This window comes from Klebsiella sp. WP3-W18-ESBL-02 (assembly GCF_014168815.1).
Classification (GTDB): domain Bacteria; phylum Pseudomonadota; class Gammaproteobacteria; order Enterobacterales; family Enterobacteriaceae; genus Kluyvera; species Kluyvera ascorbata_B.
Map to the genome: position 1 here is coordinate 4,882,550 of NZ_AP021972.1, position 14,937 is coordinate 4,897,486.

A 14,937-nucleotide genomic window follows, 5' to 3' on the forward strand; every position below is an offset into this window, starting at 1 on the left:
AGTGCGGCGCTGACGCCGAATTAAGGGTGCCGATGGAAAAAATCGACGATGGCATTGAGCGCGACTGAGCGCATAGTGTCCTTTTCAAAAAGGATCTCATGGTAGGCACCTTCGATCACCAGCGGTTTACCCCCCTCGCAGGGATGGCCCGCTTCGGCGCGAAGTGCGCAATAACGGTCGTGCATACGGTTATCCACAACGCGTTCTTCTTCTGCCTGAATCAGCAGCACCGGGAACGTGTCGTTCACCGCGTTGGCAAGGATTTGCTCCCCGGCCAGAATGCCTTCTCTGACCCAGTGGTACGTCGGCCCGCCTACGCGTAGCCGGGGTTCATCGGCGTAAAAACGCACGTTGCGCCGATAGCGTTCGCGGCTATGGGTCAGCACGTTGAGACCGAACGGCAGCGCATGCCAGCGACCCGTACCCATGGCATACCCTTCCCGAAGACGCTGATGGCCCTCAGCCCAATCGAGAAGCGGCCGTACCACCCATTCCGGCAGACGCATGATAATACCGAACATCGGCGCGCAAAGCGCGACGGCATCACAGCCCTGCGGATAGCGTTGCAAAAACTGCGTTGCAATCGCGCCCCCCATGGAGTGAGCCAGAATAAACCGCTGGCGCCAGCGCCCGGGCAGCACCTCTTGCTGCCAGAAGGCGGCCAGATCGTCGACGTAGTCGCTAAAGTTCGCCACGTGCCCACGATGAGGATCCGAAAGCATACGCCCGGAACGCCCCTGACCGCGATGGTCAATAATCAGTACATCAAAACCGCTGTGGAAGAGATCGTACGCCAGTTCCGCATACTTCACATAGCTTTCAATTCGCCCAGGGCAAACCACGATAACCCGGTCATGCTGGTCCGAACTGAAGCGAACAAATCGTACCGGAACGCAATCGACGCCGCTAAACTCTGCCTCTTCCCGCCCGCGCCAGAAATCCATTAACGGCCCGGTGGTAAACGCAGCGAACGCGTTTTCTCTGGTATTCCAATCCTTTTGCTGTTGAAACATCGGGCTTCCACCCCTGTTAACCGCTGAAAATTGTTTTTTTGTGACGTATAACACAACGTCTGCACATTAGCGTATTGTGGCATAAAAACAGACAATCAGGGAGTTTCTCATGACCTTCGAATGGTGGTTCGCCTACCTGCTAACATCCATAATTCTCAGCCTGTCACCGGGCTCAGGTGCGATCAATACCATGACAACCTCCATCAACCACGGCTACCGCGGCGCAGCGGCGTCAATTGCCGGGCTGCAGACCGGTCTGGCGATTCATATCGTGCTGGTTGGCGTAGGACTGGGGACGCTGTTTTCCCGCTCGGTGCTGGCGTTTGAAGTGCTGAAGTGGGCGGGCGCGGCATACCTGATTTGGCTCGGTATCCAACAGTGGCGGGCAGCGGGTGCTATCGACTTGAAAACGCTGGCGAAAACACAGTCGCGAGGCAAGCTGTTCCAGCGGGCGATATTCGTAAACCTGACTAACCCGAAAAGCATCGTATTTCTTGCCGCGCTGTTCCCGCAGTTTATCGTGCCGCATCAGCCGCAGGTCATGCAGTATCTGGTACTCGGCGTGACCACCATCGTGGTCGATATCATCGTGATGATTGGCTACGCTACGCTGGCGCAGCGTATTTCGGCGTGGATTAAAGGGCCGAAGCAGATGAAAGCGTTGAATAAGGTGTTTGGTTCACTGTTTATGCTGGTAGGGGCGCTGCTGGCGTCGGCACGGCACGCGTGAACGCGGCTCGCAGTTTTTTTGTCACCAACGTTGCTGGCCGCCAAATTGGTACGAGGCCGCACGCATAGCCGGAAACGGTTTTAAATTTCCGTTATTGACGCGGACACGTCGGTGCCAGAATACCGCCAGACCTTCTCATTCAAGGATGACGGACGATGGCGGAAGCTGCTTCACCGCATGACGCGGTCTTCAAAACCTTCCTGTCCCGCGTGGAAACCGCGCGGGATTTTATCGAGATTCACCTACCGCCGGCGCTAATAAAACGGTGCAAACTGGAGACGCTGCGCTTAGAGTCAGGGAGTTTTATTGAGGACGACCTGCGTCCTTACTACAACGATATTATCTATTCCCTACAAACAATGACCGGGTGCGGCTATATCCATGTTCTTATTGAGCACCAGAGCTCGCCGGACAAACATATGGCTTTCCGCTTGCTACGCTACGCCGTAGCGGCGATGCAGCAGCATCTCAATGCGGGTCATAAGAAACTGCCGCTAGTAATCCCTATTCTGTTCTATCACGGCAAGCGCAGCCCCTACCCCTGGACACTGAACTGGCTGGATGAATTTCACGATCCGAATGCGGCGATCCAGCTTTACAGCCATGCTTTTCCGCTCGTCGATATCACCACCATTCCTGACGAAGAAATTATGCAACATCGCAGTATGGCCGCGCTTACGCTGGTACAAAAGCATATCCGTCTCCGTGATATGGCACAGCTGGAGGATAAGCTCGCCAAACTGTTCATATCAGGACTGTTGAGCGGACAACAAATAACCATCCTGATAAACTACATGGTACAGGTGGGACAAGCTCGAAACGTTCAGAAATTATTGTATGGGCTGGCACAGCGCGTGCCGGAGCATGGAGATAAATTTATGACCATGGCAGAAGAGTTGAAGCTGATTGGGCGAAAGGAAGGTATTCAGGAAGGTAAATTTGCCGCCATGCAGGATGTTGCGAAAGCAATGCTGGCTAAAGGTCTCGACAATAGCATGATTATGGAAATCACCGGTCTTTCAGCCGATGAACTACAGCAGCTCACTCGCTGAAATAACGCAGCCCACCCGGAAACACGTCTTCGGGTGGGACAACGCGGTTAGCGCGAAATAATCAGGTGAATGCCAAAGCCCGCAAACAGGGTGCCCGCCACGCCGTCAATCCACTTCGCCGCACGCTGATAGCCGCGACGCATTGCGGGCAGTGCGAACAGGCTGGCGACAATCGTGAACCAGGCCAGCGTTTCAATGATAATCAACGCGAAAATCCCCCAACGCGCGCCTGCGCCAACGCTGTCGCCAACGAATAGCGAGAACACCGAGCCAAAGTAGATAATCGCTTTTGGGTTAGCCAGATTGGTCAGCAGCCCCTTCATAAAGCTTCGCCCACCCTGCGCCAGTTCAACCTGCGGTTCAGCTTCCGCCGATACTTTTTCTTTCTTTAACGCCCCGCGCAGCATCTGATAGCCCATCCAGCATAGATACAGGCCGCCACCGACCATAATAATGGTATGCAGCCACGCCATTTTTTCGATAATCAGATGCAGACCGAGCAGCGCCACGCCAGCCCAAACCATCACGCCGCAGGTAATTCCCAGTACGCCCATCATCGCTTCTTTTCGCGAGCGGCTGACGGCTGTTTGGGAAACAAAAAAGAAATCTGGCCCCGGGCTCATCAAGGCAATGATGTGCACCAGCGCGACGGTGAGAAACAGCGTTATCATGATAGACCTACCAAACGGGGCGATACATTCGCGGAAAATAGTACAGTGGGTAACTATCCTGACACTTTTTCCGCCGCCTGACTACTCTTCATCATCGCCGTCGACGTGAGCGCGAATCAGCGCCAGGAACTCCCGACCAAAGCGCTCCAGTTTGCGTGTCCCCACGCCGTTAACGCTCAGCATATCACTCGGTGATATCGGCATCTGTTCGGCCATTTCAATCAGCGTCGCGTCGTTAAAGACCACGTACGGCGGGATGTTTTCTTCATCAGCGATGGCTTTACGTAGCTTACGCAGCTTGGCAAACAGCTGCTTGTCGTAGTTACCGACCGCCGCTTTCTGCATGACGCGCGGCTTCAGCGCCACAATACGCGGCACCGCAAGCTGGAGCGGCGCTTCACCGCGCAGCACCGGGCGTGCCGCATCGGTAAGCTGAAGGGCTGAATGCTGGGCGATATTTTGGGTGACGAAGCCGAGGTGAATCAGCTGACGAATGACGCTGACCCAGTGTTCATGGCTTTTATCACGCCCCATACCGTAGACTTTAAGCTTATCGTGGCCGAACTCGCGGATACGCTGGCTGTTGGCGCCGCGAATCACTTCAACCACATAGCCCATACCAAAGCGCTGGTTAACCCGGCCAATCGTTGACAGAGCAATCTGTGCGTCCTGTACGCCGTCGTACTGCTTCGGCGGGTCGAGACAGATATCGCAGTTGCCGCACGGCTCCTGGCGCCCTTCACCGAAGTAGTTGAGCAACACCAGGCGTCGGCAGGTCTGCGCCTCAGCAAAGGCTCCCATGGCATTAAGCTTATGGCGCTCAATGTCTTGCAGCATGCCCTCGGGTTTTTCTTCCAGGCAACGGCGCAGCCACGCCATATCCGCCGGATCGTAAAACAGCATCGCTTCCGCAGGCAGACCGTCTCGTCCGGCACGGCCGGTCTCCTGGTAGTAGGATTCGATATTGCGTGGAATATCAAAATGCACCACAAACCGCACGTTGGGCTTGTTGATACCCATGCCGAACGCAACGGTCGCCACGACAATTTGCAGATCGTCGCGCTGGAATTTTTCCTGCACGTCGGCACGTACGTCGTTTTCCAGCCCGGCATGATAGGCACCCGCGCTGATACCGCGGCTTTGCAGACGCGCGGCGGTGTCTTCTACCTTCGAGCGGCTGTTGCAGTAGATAATGCCGGACTTACCGCGCTGCTCCTGCACGTAGCGCATCAGTTGATCGAGCGGTTTAAACTTCTCCATCAACATATAGCGAATATTCGGCCGATCAAAGCTGCTGATTTGAATCAGCGGGTCGTTAAGCCCGAGCAGCCGAACGATGTCGCTGCGGGTCGTGTCATCAGCGGTGGCGGTCAACGCCATAAACGGTAGCGCGGGGAAGCGCTGTCGCAGCTGGCCCAGCGCAGCGTATTCCGGGCGGAAATCATGCCCCCATTGGGAGATACAGTGGGCTTCATCCACCGCCAGCATCGACGGATTCCAGTGCGCCAGGTGATCGAGGAAGTTATCCAGCATCAGGCGTTCCGGGGCAATGTAGAGCAGACGAATCTGCCCGTTACGGCAGCCGGCCATCACCTCTTGCTGCTGCTCGCGGGTTTGCGTGGAGTTAATGCACGCCGCCGCTACCCCGTTGGCCAGCAGCTGATCGACCTGATCTTTCATCAGCGAAATCAACGGCGAAACCACCACCGTGAGGCCATCCATTACCAGCGCAGGAATCTGATAACACAGGGATTTACCGCCACCGGTAGGCATCACGACCAGACAGTCGCGCCCGCTCAGTACGGTATCGATGATGGTTTCCTGGCCCGGGCGGAATTGCTGATAGCCAAAGGTCTCCTGCAAAACCTGTTTAGCCAGCGATTCCTGATTTAAAACTTCCGCCTGTGCCACGTTGACCCCATTCACCTGAAAATAAAAACAGGCGCTATTTTCAGCGCCTGCGTGCCAAACTGCAATGTTTTAGACGAATTCCTTCGGCCGTGCTCGCAACAAACCGGCGGATATGCAGTTAAAACAGATCGTTAAGCATCACACCCACGCCCACGCGGGTCTGATTAAAGTTATAGTCGATCAGTGATTCACCGTAGCCGCTATAGACCTGTGTGTACAGGCGCACGTGTTTGCTGATGGGGTAGCTCACGCCCAGCTCCGCGCCGCCGTAGCCGGTGTTCCAGTTATATTGTCCCTGTGCGCTCAGCACCGCATCGCCCAGCTGATAGCCAATTTTCAGCCGGTAGTAGCCCATGTATTTGGTGATATCTGGGTTATCGTCGGTATCGCCAACCACGTACCAGGGCTTCACTTCCACCAGCCAGTTGCCGTTTTGCGCCATCAGACGCGTGTATAGTCGGTTCCAGCTACGCGAGGTAGGATCAGAGCGGCCGTTAGAGTCATGGTTGAAGCCAAACTCGACGTCACGCAGGGTCCAGCCGGCAAAGCGGTAGTCGGTGGCAAAGCCGAGGAAAAGCTGCGGCTCATAGTTGGTTTCGCGAAACGGTGCAGACTCGCCGCTGTTGGAAAGCTGCCACCAGGAGCGCTGGGTATAGGAACCCGCCAGCACCGAGTTATCGCCCAGAATGCCGCGCCACAGCGGGAAGGCCATACTCAGTTGAAACTTCACCTCATCCTTACGTGCGTTTTCAGCCCAGTCGTACGAGCGAATGGCTTCTTTGTTGAGATCGCTGGTCCAGGTGTACAGCAGATAGTTACTTTCATAGGGGTAGAGCGTGAATGGATTTTCATGCTCCTGCAGAAGATTAGCAATAATGCTGCCGCGCACCGCCGGAACATCATGAACTTCTTTAATTGTCGCTTCCTGCGCCAACGCCGAAACAGGCAGCAGCAGCGCCAATAACCCACTCCTTGAGAGTCGCATCAGTCACTTTCCCCTGAGATATATAAAAATAATGAATAATAAAATGACACGCATTCTACCTTTTTACACGGTTCTTGCTCATCAAACCTTTCTGAAAGTAGAAATCAACACCCGAAGGGCATAAAATCAACATTTTATTAACAAACAAAATAAGGTCATTATGTCTGCCGAACTCACCGCCGCCGACGCGCTCAAGCTGGTTGGGGAAATCTTTGTCTACCATATGCCGTTCAATCGCGCTTTGAATCTGGAGCTGGAGGTCTATGAAAAAGCCTTCGCACAGCTGAGCTTTAATAATCAGCCGATGATGGTAGGGAACTGGGCGCAAAGCATTTTGCACGGCGGGGTCATCGCCTCGGCGCTGGACGTCGCCGCCGGTCTGGTGTGCGTAGGCAGTACGTTAACGCGCCACGATACCATCAACGAAGACGAGCTGCGCCAGCGGCTGTCGAAGATGGGCACCATTGACCTGCGGGTCGACTACCTGCGCCCGGGCCGCGGCACGCGCTTTACCGCCAGCAGCACGCTGCTGCGCGCCGGAAACAAAGTGGCGGTTGCCCGCGTCGAGTTGCACAACGAAGAGAAAACGCATATCGCCAGCGCTACGGCGACTTATATGGTGGGATAACCGCCAGAATCGCGTAAAATTGCGCGACTTTTTCGTAATGGATGTTTCACATGGATCCCAAACAGACGCGGCAGGGCGTACTGCTCGCCCTTGCCGCCTATTTTATCTGGGGCATTGCGCCCGCCTATTTTAAGCTGATTTACTATGTCCCTGCCGATGAAATCCTGACGCACCGCGTCATCTGGTCATTTTTCTTTATGGTGGCCTTGATTAGCATCAGCCGTCAGTGGTCACAGGTGAGAACGCTGCTGAAAACGCCCAAAAAGGTCTTTCTGCTGGCGCTCTCTGCGGTGCTGATCGGCGGTAACTGGCTGCTGTTTATCTGGTCAGTTAACAATCATCACATGCTGGAAGCCAGCCTCGGCTACTTCATTAACCCGCTGGTGAATATCCTGCTGGGGATGATTTTCCTCGGCGAGCGCTTCCGCCATATGCAGTGGCTGGCGGTCATTTTGGCCATCTGCGGCGTACTGGTGCAGCTGTGGACCTTCGGCTCGCTGCCTATTATCGCCCTGGGCCTGGCGTTCAGCTTCGCCTTTTACGGCCTGGTGCGTAAGAAAATCGCCGTCGATGCGCAGACGGGTATGCTGTTTGAAACGCTCTGGCTACTGCCGGTGGCGGCGATTTATCTGTTTGGTATCGCCGACAGCGCAACCAGCCATATGGGCAATAACCCGTGGTCTCTGAACCTGCTGCTGATTGCCGCAGGCGTGGTGACAACCATTCCACTGCTGTGCTTTACCGGCGCCGCAACCCGCCTGCGCCTGTCGACGCTGGGGTTCTTCCAGTACATTGGCCCTACGCTGATGTTCCTGCTGGCGGTCACGTTCTACGGTGAAGTACCGGGGGCGGACAAGATGGTCACCTTCGCGTTTATCTGGGTCGCGCTGGCGATTTTCGTGATGGATGCAATTTATACGCAAAGACGAGGGCGTCGGGGCTAAGACGTTGCCGGATGGCGAAGCCGCCATCCGGCACGACATTTACAGCCAGTTCTTACGTTTGAAGTACAGGTACGGCGCAAGCCCCGCCAGAATCATAAAGATAATCGCCCCCGGATAGCCAAAGCTCCAGCGCAGCTCTGGCATAAACTCAAAGTTCATCCCATAGCTTGAAGCCACCAGCGTCGGCGGCAGGAACACCACGGACACCACCGAGAAGATCTTGATAATGCGGTTCTGTTCGATGTTGATGAAGCCCATCGCCGCCTGCATCAGGAAGTTAACCTTCTGGAACAGCGATTCGTTGTGTGGCAACAGCGACTCGATATCGCGCAAAATTTCGCGCGCCTGTTCGAGCTGACTGGCCGGTAAACGCGCCTTACGCACGAGAAAGTTCAGCGCGCGCTGGGTATCCATCAGACACAGGCGAACCTTCCAGCCGATATCTTCCAGCTCCGCCAGCGTCGAGAGCGCTTCGTCATACTCATCGCCCTGATGCCCTTCCATAATGACGCGGCTCAGCTTTTCCAGATCGCTGTAGATGTTTTCAATTTCATCCGCCAGCTGTTCGATTTTGGTTTCGAACAGGTCAAGCAGCAGCTCGTAGGCGTTGCCATCAACCATCGACTGGTTACGCGCACGCATACGATACAGGCGGAATGCCGGCAGCTCGCGCTCGCGCAGCGTAAACAGACGCCCTTCGCGGATGGTGAATGCGACGGTGGAGTTACCTGCGTGATCGTCCGCATCTTCATAGAAGAAGAAGGAGTGAATATGCAGGCCGTCTTCGTCTTCAAAAAAACGTGCGGATGCTTCGATGTCTTCCAGTTCGGGGCGCGTAGCCAGGTTCTGGCCCAAATCCTTTTGCACACGGTTTCGTTCATCGTCGTCCGGCTCGACCAAATCTACCCAAACCGAGCTGGCGAGGTGATCGATCTCATCCGCCTCAAGACGCGTTAAACGATTGTTTTCCAGTTGAAATGCGCTCAGCATGACCGGGACTCCCAATGCAAAAAATTATCGGACAGCCGGTGGGCACACAGAAACTACAGGGGTTTCAGACCATTAAACAGCCTGACTCAATGCGACGGGATAAAATACAGGTCGCTGACAACCGCTAAGGCTATCAGCATAAGAGGATAGCCTTAGGAGTTGTTCCTGGATGACAGGAAGGTGAGCCAGCATCTACTGGGTGTGTCCAAGGCTTTGTCCTCTTAGCGTAATCGTGCGCGCATGTTACGCCAGCAAAAAAACGACGTCAACACGCAACGAAACGCTAACCGGGATTAATTACCTTCTCTTCCGTAAGGCTAGCAGATCGTTACAAAATGATTATATTTTTCTGAAAGTTATACCGTTTCCAGCCGGGCGTAGGCCGCGACCAGCCATTTAATTCCCTGCCCCTGGAACGCAACTTGCAGGCGGCTGTGTTCGCCGCTGCCTTCCAGGTTAACGATGGTACCCTCGCCAAATTTCGCATGGCGTACGCGCTGGCCGAGCTTGTAGCCGGTGTCGTTTTCCGCCATCGGCGTACCCATCCGCTGATGGCTCACCGGGCGGCTCACGGTGGCGCGCAGGCGTACCTCTTCAACGCACGCTTCCGGCAGTTCACCAATAAAGCGCGACGGACGATGATACACCTCTTTGCCATACAGACGGCGGGTTTCAGCGTAGGTCAGCGTCAGCTTCTGCATCGCACGCGTCACGCCGACGTAGGCCAGACGACGTTCCTCTTCCAGGCGGCCGCCTTCATCCAGCGACATCTGGCTTGGGAACATCCCCTCTTCCATACCGACGATAAACACCTGCGGGAATTCCAGACCTTTCGCCGAGTGCAGGGTCATCAGCTGCACGGCGTCCTGCCAGGTATCGGCCTGCCCTTCCCCGGCTTCCAGCGCCGCGTGGGAAAGGAATGCCTGCAGCGGCATTAAATCTTCGTCTTCTTCGTTGTAGCTGAACTGGCGCGTAGCCGTCACCAGTTCATCTAAGTTTTCGATGCGGGTCTGGCCCTTCTCGCCTTTTTCCTGCTCGTACATTGTGCGCAGGCCGGAGTCTTTCACCACGCGATCGGTCTGCACATGCAGCGGCATATCGGCAGTTTCCTGCGCCAGCGCGTCAATCAGCTCCATAAAACGCTGTAATGCGCTCGCCGCACGGCCCGCCAGCGCTTTCTCCTGCAGCAGCTCGCGGCACGCCTGCCACAACGTCAGCTGGCGGTCGCGGGAAGTCTGACGCACCACGTCCAGCGTGCGATCGCCGATACCGCGCGTCGGCGTATTGACCACGCGCTCAAACGCTGCGTCGTCGTTACGGTTGGCAATCAGGCGCAAATAAGAAAGCGCATCTTTGATTTCCTGGCGTTCGAAGAAGCGCATGCCGCCGTAAATACGGTACGGCATACTGGCCTGTAACAACGCCTCTTCCAGCACGCGCGATTGGGCGTTGCTGCGGTAAAGAATGGCGCATTCGGTCAGCGCGCCGCCGTTGTCCTGCCAGGTTTTAATCCGGTTGACCACAAAGCGGGCTTCATCGAGTTCGTTGAACGCGCAGTAGAGGGAGATCGGTTCACCGTCGGCGCCGTCGGTCCACAGCTTTTTGCCCAGACGCCCGTTGTTGTTCTCAATCAGGGCGTTCGCCGCGCTGAGGATATTGCTGGTCGAACGGTAGTTCTGCTCCAGGCGGATGGTTTCCGCGCCGGGGAAATCGTTGAGGAAGCGCTGGATGTTCTCCACCTGCGCGCCGCGCCAGCCGTAGATCGACTGGTCATCGTCGCCAACGATCATCACTTTACCGGTATCGCCCGCCAGCAGGCGGATCCACGCGTACTGAATGTTGTTGGTATCCTGGAATTCGTCCACCAGGATATTGGTAAAACGTTCTCGATAGTGCTGAAGAATATGTGGCTTGTTAAGCCACAGCTCATGGGCGCGCAGCAGCAGCTCGGCAAAATCCACCAGCCCGGCGCGATCGCAGGCTTCCTGATAGGCCTGGTACACCTTCTGCCAGGTTTGCTCGACCGGGTTACCGTAGCTTTGCAGATGGTGCGGACGTAGCCCTTCGTCTTTCTGGCTGTTGATAAACCACATCGCCTGACGCGGCGGCCACTGCTTCTCATCCAGATTCATGGCTTTAATCAGGCGCTTAAGCAGGCGCAGCTGATCTTCACTGTCGAGGATCTGAAAGTCCTGCGGCAGGTTGGCGTCCAGATGATGGGCGCGCAGCAGACGGTGCGCCAGCCCGTGGAAAGTGCCCACCCACATGCCGCCCTGCGAGGTACCCATCAGCTCGCCAATACGGTGGCGCATTTCCGCCGCCGCTTTGTTGGTAAAGGTGACGGCCATGATCGAGTACGGTGAGCAGTTTTCAACGCTCAGCAGCCAGGCGATACGATGCACCAGCACGCGCGTCTTGCCGCTGCCAGCGCCGGCGAGCACCAGCATGTTGGTCCGCTCCGCCGCGACGGCTTCGCGCTGTTTATCGTTGAGGCTGTCGAGCAGGTAAGAAACGTCCATTGGCACCGCCGGAAAGAATCGGGGTCCCGTCAGACCCCTGGAATTTTATACAGAGTTGCTGATGATTATATCAGCGAGGTCAGAGATGCCAACCGGGAAATCTCGACATGCGGCAATAAACGGCTATCGGCGGTCTGCATCAGGTCGGCGTTTTCTGGCTTAATCCAGCAGGCCTGCATCCCGCAGCGCACGGCGCCCGCCACGTCGGTGGTGAGATCATCGCCCACGTGCAAAATAGCGCCAAGCGGCACGTTCAGGCGCTCGGCGGCCAGATGGTACATATCGGCAAACGGCTTCGACCGCCCGTCCGGGCCAGCGCGCAGTACAAATTCAAAATAGTCGCTCAGGCCAAACAGCTCGGGCTGAGCGTTACCGTTGGTGATCGCCACCAGCGGCCATTTTTCGCCCAGCTTTTTCAGCGTGTCGTGAGTCTCCTGAGGTACGTCAACCCGGCTACGCCACTGCGCAAAGTTAGCCATCGCCGCATCGGCACCGGCTTTGGCTTCCGCCGCCGTTAGCCCCAGTTGGCGCATGCCGGACTCCAGCGCACGCCAGCGCCATTCGGTGACGTCGTGATAAATTTCCGGTTCGGTTTGCAACAGCGCATCGCGCCACCGCTGGAGCATTATGGCATCAAAGTGCGCCAGCGCCGGATGGTAGCCGCGCACAAAATTCAGCGACTCCTGCATCGTACGGTCAATCACCGGACGGTTATCATACAGGGTATCGTCAAGGTCAAACGTCAACGCGGCAATCGTGCCCAGCGGTCGATAAAAACGCATTATTTCTCCCGTTTGGCGCGCGGATGCGCCGCATCGTACACCGATGCAAGGTGTTGAAAATCAAGATGGGTATAGATTTGGGTGGTCGACAGGTTGGCGTGGCCCAGCAGTTCCTGTACGCCGCGCAGATCGCCGCTCGATTCAAGCATATGGGTAGCGAACGAGTGGCGCAGCTTGTGCGGGTGCACGTGGCTATTCAGCCCCTGCTTCACGCCCCATTCGGCAAAGCGTTTTTGCACGTTACGCGCCGAAATTCGCTTGCCGAGCTTAGAGAGGAATAGCGCGTCCTCGTCACTGCCAAACAGGCCCCGTAGATCGAGCCAGTGTTCTATCCACGCGACGGCGTTGCGGCCAATCGGCAGACGGCGCTCTTTGCTGCCTTTGCCCATGACCCACACTTCGCCGGTGTCGAGGTCCAGATGTTTGATATCCAGATTCACCAGCTCGGACAGACGCAGGCCTGCGCCGTACATGACCTCCAGCATTGCGCGGTCGCGCACCGCCAGCGGATCATTAAGATCGATGTCCAATAGACGATTAACGTCGTCGACGTCGATATTCTTCGGCAGGTGGCGCGGCGCTTTTGGCGCGGCGATGCCTTTTGCCGGGTTGGCGGGCAGTACGCCCTGGCTGACCATCCAGTCAAAGAAGCTGCGTAAGGCAGACAGGCGTAGCGCCAGGCTTGCCGCGCCCAGCCCTTTACGGCGACTGCGGGTCGCAAAACTACGCACCATCGCAGCATCACATTGTTGCCAATTCTGCAGGCCCATCTCTGCGGCCAGTTCAATAATGGCATCAAGCTGACGCTGGTAGTTAAGTAGGGTAATCGGGCTGAGCTGCCGTTCTACGCCCAGATAGCGGAGGAAACGGGCGACAGAGAGCCCCAGTTCGGAGTCCGTCATACGCGTTCTATCCAGCGTTCCAGCAGCCCGGGCAGCATCAGGGCGATCTCCTGTAATAGCTGTGTGCCTTGCCCCGGCTGATAGTGGTGCGGGTCGCGGCTGCTGAAGAGGATAACGCCCAGATCGCCGTCGCTGCCCATCATCGACATGGCCACCGATCCCACCGCCTTAGCATCCGGTAATACCAGTAACAGCTCCGGACCATTGAGGGTTCCCAGATAATGGTTGCCCTGGCCTAAACGCTGGATACGCAGTGGCTCAAATGCCTGACGGGAAAGGACGAGATCGGTATATTTCGACGGTGCGCCAAGCCGCCAGCGATCGGAAAACAGCCGGATAGATGCGCCTGCCAGCCCGAGCTCACGCGCCCATCGGTGAAAGCGCAGCAGCAAATCATCCAGGCTTTCCGCGCAGGCCAGCCGGTTTTGCAAATGCAGCAGACGATAAAACAGGCCTTCGTTGGCCGTTGCCTGCTCCATCAGCTGGCCCATGTTCTCTTCAAGCATCGCGATATAGTTACGCGAACGCGCCATATGCCACTCGACCAGCGAGACCATGCCCCGCACCGGGTGCGGGACACGCATTTGCTCAACGGCTGCAGCATTACGAATAAAGAATTCAGGATGTTGCAGCAGATAGTCCACCACCGCGCTGTCGTTTAGCGCGGCGATAGCGTCCTGCTGTTCTTCCCCAACCTGTTTCATAGGTGAATAAATCCGTCATAGACATGTGCCGCCGGGCCAGTCATAAACAACGGTTGGCCCGGTCCTTTCCAGGCGATATCAAGACGCCCGCCCGGCAATTCCACGCGCACTTCTTCCGCCAGCAGACCTTGCTGAATGCCGACGGCCACAGCCGCACACGCGCCGCTTCCGCAGGCCTGGGTTTCACCCGCCCCGCGTTCGTAAACGCGCAGACGAATATGATCCCGCTGCACAACCTGCATGAAACCAATGTTAGCGCGTTCTGGAAAACGTTCATGGCTTTCCATCACCGGCCCCAGCGTTTCAACCGCCGCCGTCTCAACATCGTCGACCTGAATCACGCAGTGTGGGTTCCCCATGGAGACCACGCCGCACAATACTGTCTGTTCGGCCGCCCGCATAATATAGGTCTTTTCCGCTTTGTTCGCGCGGAACGGCACCTGTGCAGGCTCGAAGTTGGGCTCACCCATATTCACGCGCACCAGATCGTCTTCCGTTACGCTTAATACCATGCGCCCGTTAGCGGTACTGACGCGGATATCACGTTTATTGGTCAGGCCTTTCAGGCGCACAAAGCGCGCAAAGCAGCGCGCGCCGTTGCCGCACTGGGAAACTTCGCTACCGTCAGCGTTGAAGATGCGGTAGTGGAAATCCAGGTCCGGATCGTAAGGCGGCTCGACGATCAACAGCTGATCGAAACCCACGCCAAGATGCCGGTCCGCCAGACGGCGGATCAGCTCAGGCGAGAAAAAAACGTTCTGCGTTACCGCGTCGACGACCATGAAATCGTTGCCGAGGCCATGCATTTTAGAGAACTGCATCATCTACTCCAGTTGCGCGGTACAGCACGATGATATTAGTTATTAACCTGCGTTGGGCCGCCGCTATTGGCGCGATCGTTACGGTCCGGCGTCGCGCTTTGCACTGGAGGCGTGGCGGATTTGGCCGGCGGTGCCGCCGTCTTATCGGCCGGAGGAAAATAGAGCGGGCCTTTCAGGCCGCAGCCAGCAAGGCTAAACAGTGCGAGTAACAATGCCAGCGGTCGAAAAATCTTATTCATTCTGAGGATGCCTGTAGTTCAATGCTTTCTATTTTCTATCATCGCA

The 14,937-nt window shown here is 56.4% G+C and carries 16 protein-coding genes; 4 read left to right on the forward strand and 12 right to left on the reverse strand.

Annotation, left to right across the window (positions count from 1 at the left end; genetic code table 11):
* Positions 1-20: 20 nt before the first annotated feature.
* Entirely contained in the window at positions 21-1,013 is a 993-nt protein-coding gene (gene pldB / locus H7R56_RS23390) for a lysophospholipase L2 (RefSeq protein ID WP_106929880.1), read from the reverse strand.
* Positions 1,014-1,122: 109 nt separating this feature from the next.
* Here pldB and rhtB point away from each other — a divergent pair, with 109 nt between their 5' ends.
* Together rhtB and H7R56_RS23400 are read left to right on the forward strand one after the other, a co-directional pair.
* Positions 1,123-1,743: a homoserine/homoserine lactone efflux protein gene (gene rhtB, locus H7R56_RS23395; RefSeq protein ID WP_106929878.1), complete on the forward strand. Its 621-nt coding sequence runs from the start codon at positions 1,123-1,125 to the stop codon at positions 1,741-1,743.
* Between the two features lie 155 nt (positions 1,744-1,898).
* Positions 1,899-2,795, forward strand: a complete 897-nt coding sequence (locus H7R56_RS23400) for an Rpn family recombination-promoting nuclease/putative transposase (protein WP_106929876.1) — start codon at positions 1,899-1,901, stop codon at positions 2,793-2,795.
* Positions 2,796-2,842: 47 nt separating this feature from the next.
* On the opposite strand, the gene rhtC is transcribed toward H7R56_RS23400, so the two are convergent.
* The 3 genes from rhtC to pldA form a co-directional block, all read right to left on the reverse strand.
* Positions 2,843-3,466 (reverse strand): threonine export protein RhtC, encoded by a 624-nt coding sequence (rhtC, locus tag H7R56_RS23405; RefSeq protein WP_106929874.1) that lies wholly within the window; start codon positions 3,464-3,466, stop codon positions 2,843-2,845.
* Positions 3,467-3,547: 81 nt separating this feature from the next.
* Positions 3,548-5,377 (reverse strand): ATP-dependent DNA helicase RecQ, encoded by a 1,830-nt coding sequence (gene recQ, locus H7R56_RS23410; protein WP_106929930.1) that lies wholly within the window; start codon positions 5,375-5,377, stop codon positions 3,548-3,550.
* Between the two features lie 118 nt (positions 5,378-5,495).
* Positions 5,496-6,362: a phospholipase A gene (pldA, locus tag H7R56_RS23415; protein ID WP_106929872.1), complete on the reverse strand. Its 867-nt coding sequence runs from the start codon at positions 6,360-6,362 to the stop codon at positions 5,496-5,498.
* A 160-nt stretch (positions 6,363-6,522) separates the two neighbouring features.
* Between pldA and yigI the strand changes: the two genes are divergently transcribed.
* Both yigI and rarD read left to right on the forward strand, forming a co-directional pair.
* Positions 6,523-6,990: an acyl-CoA thioesterase YigI gene (gene yigI / locus H7R56_RS23420; protein ID WP_106929870.1), complete on the forward strand. Its 468-nt coding sequence runs from the start codon at positions 6,523-6,525 to the stop codon at positions 6,988-6,990.
* A 50-nt stretch (positions 6,991-7,040) separates the two neighbouring features.
* Complete coding sequence (rarD, locus tag H7R56_RS23425) at positions 7,041-7,934, forward strand: EamA family transporter RarD (protein ID WP_106929868.1); 894 nt, start codon at positions 7,041-7,043, stop codon at positions 7,932-7,934.
* A 39-nt stretch (positions 7,935-7,973) separates the two neighbouring features.
* On the opposite strand, the gene corA is transcribed toward rarD, so the two are convergent.
* The 8 genes from corA to lptM all read right to left on the reverse strand — a co-directional run bounded on the left by corA (position 7,974) and on the right by lptM (position 14,891).
* A complete protein-coding gene (corA, locus tag H7R56_RS23430; protein WP_106929866.1) occupies positions 7,974-8,924 on the reverse strand; it encodes a magnesium/cobalt transporter CorA in 951 nt (316 codons plus the stop codon).
* A 152-nt stretch (positions 8,925-9,076) separates the two neighbouring features.
* Entirely contained in the window at positions 9,077-9,133 is a 57-nt protein-coding gene (gene ysgD, locus H7R56_RS27775) for a YsgD/CorL family protein (RefSeq protein WP_218007475.1), read from the reverse strand.
* Between the two features lie 147 nt (positions 9,134-9,280).
* Entirely contained in the window at positions 9,281-11,443 is a 2,163-nt protein-coding gene (uvrD, locus tag H7R56_RS23435; RefSeq protein ID WP_106929864.1) for a DNA helicase II, read from the reverse strand.
* Between the two features lie 65 nt (positions 11,444-11,508).
* Positions 11,509-12,225 (reverse strand): 5-amino-6-(5-phospho-D-ribitylamino)uracil phosphatase YigB, encoded by a 717-nt coding sequence (gene yigB, locus H7R56_RS23440; RefSeq protein WP_106929862.1) that lies wholly within the window; start codon positions 12,223-12,225, stop codon positions 11,509-11,511.
* The gene (gene xerC / locus H7R56_RS23445) at positions 12,225-13,127 is read right to left on the reverse strand and encodes a tyrosine recombinase XerC (protein ID WP_106929860.1); all 903 of its coding nucleotides are present in this window, start codon (positions 13,125-13,127) and stop codon (positions 12,225-12,227) included. Before xerC ends, yigB begins: the two co-directional genes overlap by 1 nt.
* Positions 13,124-13,831 (reverse strand): DUF484 domain-containing protein, encoded by a 708-nt coding sequence (locus tag H7R56_RS23450; RefSeq protein WP_106929858.1) that lies wholly within the window; start codon positions 13,829-13,831, stop codon positions 13,124-13,126. Before H7R56_RS23450 ends, xerC begins: the two co-directional genes overlap by 4 nt.
* Entirely contained in the window at positions 13,828-14,652 is an 825-nt protein-coding gene (gene dapF / locus H7R56_RS23455; RefSeq protein WP_106929856.1) for a diaminopimelate epimerase, read from the reverse strand. Before dapF ends, H7R56_RS23450 begins: the two co-directional genes overlap by 4 nt.
* Positions 14,653-14,687: 35 nt before the next feature.
* Positions 14,688-14,891 (reverse strand): LPS translocon maturation chaperone LptM, encoded by a 204-nt coding sequence (gene lptM, locus H7R56_RS23460; RefSeq protein WP_106929854.1) that lies wholly within the window; start codon positions 14,889-14,891, stop codon positions 14,688-14,690.
* Positions 14,892-14,937: the final 46 nt, after the last annotated feature.

Bases quoted from the DNA above. Each gene is read 5' to 3' on its own strand.
- pldB (WP_106929880.1), bottom strand. From the start codon at position 1,013: ATGTTTCAACAGCAAAAGGATTGGAATACCAGAGAAAACGCGTTCGCT.
- rhtB (WP_106929878.1), top strand. From the start codon at position 1,123: ATGACCTTCGAATGGTGGTTCGCCTACCTGCTAACATCCATAATTCTC.
- H7R56_RS23400 (WP_106929876.1), top strand. From the start codon at position 1,899: ATGGCGGAAGCTGCTTCACCGCATGACGCGGTCTTCAAAACCTTCCTG.
- rhtC (WP_106929874.1), bottom strand. From the start codon at position 3,466: ATGATAACGCTGTTTCTCACCGTCGCGCTGGTGCACATCATTGCCTTG.
- pldA (WP_106929872.1), bottom strand. From the start codon at position 6,362: ATGCGACTCTCAAGGAGTGGGTTATTGGCGCTGCTGCTGCCTGTTTCG.
- yigI (WP_106929870.1), top strand. From the start codon at position 6,523: ATGTCTGCCGAACTCACCGCCGCCGACGCGCTCAAGCTGGTTGGGGAA.
- rarD (WP_106929868.1), top strand. From the start codon at position 7,041: ATGGATCCCAAACAGACGCGGCAGGGCGTACTGCTCGCCCTTGCCGCC.
- corA (WP_106929866.1), bottom strand. From the start codon at position 8,924: ATGCTGAGCGCATTTCAACTGGAAAACAATCGTTTAACGCGTCTTGAG.
- uvrD (WP_106929864.1), bottom strand. From the start codon at position 11,443: ATGGACGTTTCTTACCTGCTCGACAGCCTCAACGATAAACAGCGCGAA.
- yigB (WP_106929862.1), bottom strand. From the start codon at position 12,225: ATGCGTTTTTATCGACCGCTGGGCACGATTGCCGCGTTGACGTTTGAC.
- xerC (WP_106929860.1), bottom strand. From the start codon at position 13,127: ATGACGGACTCCGAACTGGGGCTCTCTGTCGCCCGTTTCCTCCGCTAT.
- H7R56_RS23450 (WP_106929858.1), bottom strand. From the start codon at position 13,831: ATGAAACAGGTTGGGGAAGAACAGCAGGACGCTATCGCCGCGCTAAAC.
- dapF (WP_106929856.1), bottom strand. From the start codon at position 14,652: ATGCAGTTCTCTAAAATGCATGGCCTCGGCAACGATTTCATGGTCGTC.
- lptM (WP_106929854.1), bottom strand. From the start codon at position 14,891: ATGAATAAGATTTTTCGACCGCTGGCATTGTTACTCGCACTGTTTAGC.